3 protein-coding genes are annotated in these 4882 nt (G+C 67.3%); all 3 read left to right on the top strand.

Annotated elements, in window-relative coordinates; genetic code table 11:
- A partial coding sequence (locus ABNS06_RS14610; protein ID WP_348675331.1) for an NAD(+) synthase occupies positions 1–1388 on the top strand: 1388 nt, incomplete at its 5' end.
- A gap of 42 nt (positions 1389–1430) precedes the next feature.
- The gene (locus ABNS06_RS14605) at positions 1431–2093 is read left to right on the top strand and encodes a cytochrome c3 family protein (protein ID WP_348675330.1); all 663 of its coding nucleotides are present in this window, start codon (positions 1431–1433) and stop codon (positions 2091–2093) included.
- Positions 2090–4882 (top strand): TAT-variant-translocated molybdopterin oxidoreductase (locus ABNS06_RS14600; RefSeq protein ID WP_348675329.1); only part of this gene is annotated, 2793 nt, incomplete at its 3' end. The genes ABNS06_RS14605 and ABNS06_RS14600, both read left to right, overlap by 4 nt.

Raw genomic sequence — 4882 nt, 5'->3', positions numbered from 1 at the left:
GTAAATGCGTAGCCGCCTATTTGTACTCGGCGGCCGGCAGCGGCGAGTCGACCACCGATCTCGCCTGGGACGGCTATGCGCTGATCTACGAGAACAACGATCTGCTGGCCGAGTCCCAACGCTTTGCCGACGAGGAGCAGGTGATTACCTCCGACGTTGACCTGGAGCGCCTGGCCCAGGACCGCATGCGCCTGACCAGCTTCAACGACGGCGTCGGTGACCATCGCGAGATGGTGCGTGCGATGCGGCGCGTGCCCTTCGAATTCGCGCTGCCCGGCGGCAGCTACGGGCTTCGCCGCGACGTGCCGCGTTTCCCGTTCGTGCCAGCGGACCCGGCCAGGCGCGACGAACGCTGCTACGAGGCATACAACATTCAGGTTCATGGGCTGATCAAGCGCCTCCAGGCAGCAGGCATTAACAAGCTAGTGATCGGTGTCTCCGGCGGACTGGATTCCACCCAAGCGCTTATCGTCGCGGCCCGCGCCATGGACCGGCTCAAACTGCCGCGCGAGAACATCCTGGGCTTCACGCTGCCCGGGTTTGCTACCAGCGATACGACCAAGACCAACGCCTGGGGACTGATGCAGGCGCTGGGCATCACAGCCCGCGAAATCGACATCCGTCCCGCCTGTCATCAGATGCTGGAGGATCTGGAGCATCCGGCCGCACGCGGCGAGCAGGTGTACGACGTGACCTTCGAAAATGTGCAGGCCGGCCAGCGCACCTCGCATCTGTTCAGGCTGGCGAATCATTACGACGCCATGGTCCTGGGCACCGGCGATCTGTCGGAACTGGCATTGGGCTGGTGCACCTATGGCGTGGGCGACCAGATGTCGCACTACAACGTCAACGCCAGCGTGCCTAAAACGCTGATCCAGTACCTGATCCGCTGGGTCATCGCCTCGGAACAATTCGACCGGGCGACGGCGGACATTCTTCAGGCCATTGTCGACACCGAGATTTCTCCGGAACTTGTGCCCGGAGAACAGGACCAATCCGAGGGGCCCAGTCAGAGCACGGAGGCGAAGATTGGACCGTACGAATTGCAGGACTTCAATATCTACTACATCACTCGTTTCGGTTTTCCACCGAGCAAGGTGGCCTTCCTCAGCCACAGCGTCTGGGGTGATGTGGATGCTGGCGAGTGGCCGGCGGATTTCCCGGAAGCCCAGCGGCAGACGTATTCCCTGGCCGAGATCCGGCATTGGATGGAGATCTTCCTCCAGCGCTTCTTCGGTAACTCTCAATTCAAGCGCTCAGCCATGCCGAACGGGCCCAAGGTCGGTTCCGGCGGTTCGCTATCACCACGGGGTGATTGGCGTGCGCCCAGCGACTCTGAAGCGAGGATCTGGCTGGACGAACTGCGCCGCAACGTACCGGAGGAGTAGGGCGCATGCGCGCAGCGCGGCGGTAAATGGGGGCGGCAGCGATTGAAGTCCTCTGCCACAGCGCAGATCTTTCCCCGCCGGGCGAATCCGCTCACGGTGGTCGTGCTGGTCGCCACCCTTGTGGCGATCCTGGGGCTGGCGACCAGCGTCATTCTCTACGTGAATTCCGGCTACGTGACCGGTATGGGCGAGGCCTTGCAGCAGCCTGTGCCGTTCAGCCACCAGCATCACGTCGCCGAGTTGGGCATTGACTGCCGTTACTGTCACAGCGGGGTCGAGCGCTCCGCCGTGGCCGGCGTGCCTCCGACGTCGACCTGCATGAGCTGTCATTCCCAGTTGTGGACCAACGCGCAGATGCTCGCGCCGGTGCGCGACAGCCTGGCCAACAACGAACCGCTGCGCTGGAACCGGGTGCATGACCTCGCCGACTACGTCTATTTCAACCATGCCGCGCATGTGAACAACGGCGTGGGCTGCGAGTCCTGCCACGGCCGCATCGACCGGATGCCGCTGGCGCGACAGACCATGCCGCTGACCATGGGCTGGTGCCTGGACTGTCATCGTGATCCCGCGCCGAACCTGCGGCCGCGGGAGGCCGTCACCGAGATGGGTTTCGACCTCGCCGACGTTGACGGTCATGCGTTGCTGGAGACCTTCGGCATCGATGTCGATCACCTGACCGACTGCTCGGTGTGCCACCGATGAGCCGGGTGCTGCGACTGGATGAGCTGCGGTCGTCGCTGGACGCGGTGGGCAGCGGTCCGCGCTACTGGCGCAGTCTCGACGAACTGGCGGGAACCGCCGACTTCGGCCGGCTGCTGCGCGAGGAATTCCCGCGTCTGGCGCCGCTGTGGGAGCAAAGCGTCGACCGCCGCGGTGTACTCAAGCTGATGGCGGCCAGCCTGGCTTTGGCCGGTCTCGGCGGCTGCGGGCGCCCGGCCGAGGAGATCGTGCCTTACGTCAAGCTGCCGGCCGGCGCCACGCCCGGCCGCGCCCGACACTACGCGACCAGCCTGCGGATCAACGGTCACGCCCATGGGGTGATCGCGAAGACCGTGGAAGGCCGGCCGGTAAAGCTGGAAGGCAATCCGGACCACCCCTCCACGCTGGGCGCCTGTGATAGCTGGACCCAGGCGGCGGTGCTGGGGCTTTACGATCCGGATCGCTCCCGCACGCCGCGCTATCGCGATCAGGTGGCGACCGCGGGCGCCTTTCTGGAGGCACTGGCGCCGCTGCGCAAGGACTGGGATGAAACCGGCGGCGCCGGTCTGGCCTTGCTGCTCGGGGAACGCAACTCGCCCAGCGAACAGGCCCGGTGGCAGGCGCTGCGCCGGCGCTGGCCACGGGCCCGCTGGTTTTCGCATGTGACGGTCAATCAGCAGGCCGCGCTGGACGGTGCGGCGTTGCTGTTCGGCAAGCCCTTGCAGCCCGTGGTTGACCTGGACGGCGCCGATGCCATCGTCAGTCTGGATGCCGATCTGCTGGCGACCGAGCCCGGCTTTCTGGCCCATGCCCGCCACTTCGCCGCCGGTCGTCGCGCCGGGGCGGAGGACAGCCGCATGAACCGGCTATACGTCGCCGAGTCCGCGCCTACGGTCACTGGCGCCGCGGCGGATCATCGTGTGTCGGTTGCCGCCGACCGTATCGACGGCCTCGCGCGGGCGCTGGCCAGCGGCCTCGGACTCGACGTGCCCGGCGGCGAGGCGGCCGGTCACGAACCCTGGCTGCGGGCCGCGATCGACGATCTGACCGGCGCCAGGCGGCCGCTGGTCGTCGCCGGTTCGCAGCAGCCCGCCGTGGTGCACGCGCTGGCGCTTGCGATGAACGCGCACCTGGGTGCGATCGGCCGCGGCCTGCGGCTGCGCGAGCCGGAGGCGCCGGCGACCGAACCGCTGTCCAGCCTCGTCGAAGCCGTTCGGGACAAGTCGGTCGACTGCCTGATCTGCGTCGAAGCCAATCCGCTGTACGACGCGCCGGCTGATCTGGAGTTCGCCGCCGCGTTCGGCAACATCCCGCTGCGCATCCACTGGGGCGAGCGCGTGGACGAAACGGCGCGGCTGTCGCACTGGCACGTCCCGGCCACCCATGACCTGGAGTCCTGGGGCGACGCCCGCGCCTTCGACGGCACCGTCAGCCTGATCCAGCCGCTGATCGAGCCGCTTTACGACAGCCGCACGGCGTTGCAATTCATCGAGTTGCTGGACAGCGGCCTGGAGCGCGACGCGCGCGGATTGTTGCAGACATGGTGGCGCGAGGCCAGCGGGCAGGCGGATCGCTTCGAGACGGACTGGCAGCGCTGGCTGACGCAGGGCGTCGTGGACGCATCGACACCAGAGACGGCCACGCCACAGCCGCGTGCCGGCTGGCTCGCAGACCTTCCCGAGCCGCCGGCCGGGCGCAAGGGCCTGCTGCTGCAATTCCGCCCGCATCCAACCATGTTTGATGGCCGCTACGCCAACAACGGCTGGTTGCAGGAACTGCCGGCGCCGATCACCAAGCAGACCTGGGGCAATGCCGCGCAGATTGCGCCGGCGACGGCGCAGCGGCTCGCCGTTCGCGACGGTGATCTCCTGCGGCTGACGCTGCCACAGCGATCCGTGGAGCTGCCGGTGATCGTCGTGCCGGGCCATCCGGCTGATGCGATCACCCTGCTGCTGGGGCAGGGGCGCGAGGCGGCGGGCCGGGTCGGCAGCGGCGTTGGCGTCAACGTCGCGCCGCTGCGCGGCAGCACGGCGCCATGGTTCGTGTCCGGGGCGACGATCGAGCGGACCGGCAGCCGCGAGCCGCTGGCGCTGACGCAGAACCACCATCTGATGGAAGGCCGCGAGCTGTATCGGGCAGCCGATCTGGCGAGCTTCCGTACCAATCCCGGCTTTGCGCAGGAACCGGCGCCGCAGGAATCGCTGTACCCCGAGCCGTCGCCGAACGCGAAATCGGCGCTGCCGCAGTGGGGCATGAGCATCGACCTGAATACCTGCATCGGCTGCAATGCCTGCCTGACGGCCTGCCAGGCGGAGAACAACATTCCCGTGGTCGGCGCCGACGAGGTCGCGCGCGGCCACGAGATGCACTGGATTCGCATCGACCGCTACTACGAGGGCGAGCCGGCCGCACCACGCATGGCCTTCCAGCCGGTGCCCTGCATGCACTGCGAGAACGCGCCCTGCGAGTACGTTTGCCCGGTGGAGGCGACGCAGCATTCCGACGACGGCCTCAACGAGATGGTCTACAACCGCTGCGTCGGCACGCGCTACTGCTCGCAGAACTGCCCGTACAAGGTGCGGCGCTTCAACTGGTTCGACTACACGAACACCGCCGCGCTGGCGACGCCGAAACCGGCCAACAATCCGGACGTGACCGTGCGCTCGCGCGGCGTGATGGAGAAATGCACCTACTGCGTGCAGCGCATCCGCGACGCCGGCATCGAGGCTGACATCCGCGATCTGCCGCTGGCCGATGGCGATGTCGTCACGGCCTGCCAGCAGGCCTGTCCG

It is taken from the genome of uncultured Abyssibacter sp., from assembly GCF_964000955.1.
Classification (GTDB): domain Bacteria; phylum Pseudomonadota; class Gammaproteobacteria; order Nevskiales; family OUC007; genus Abyssibacter.
This window is presented reverse-complemented; position numbering and strand designations above follow the sequence as displayed.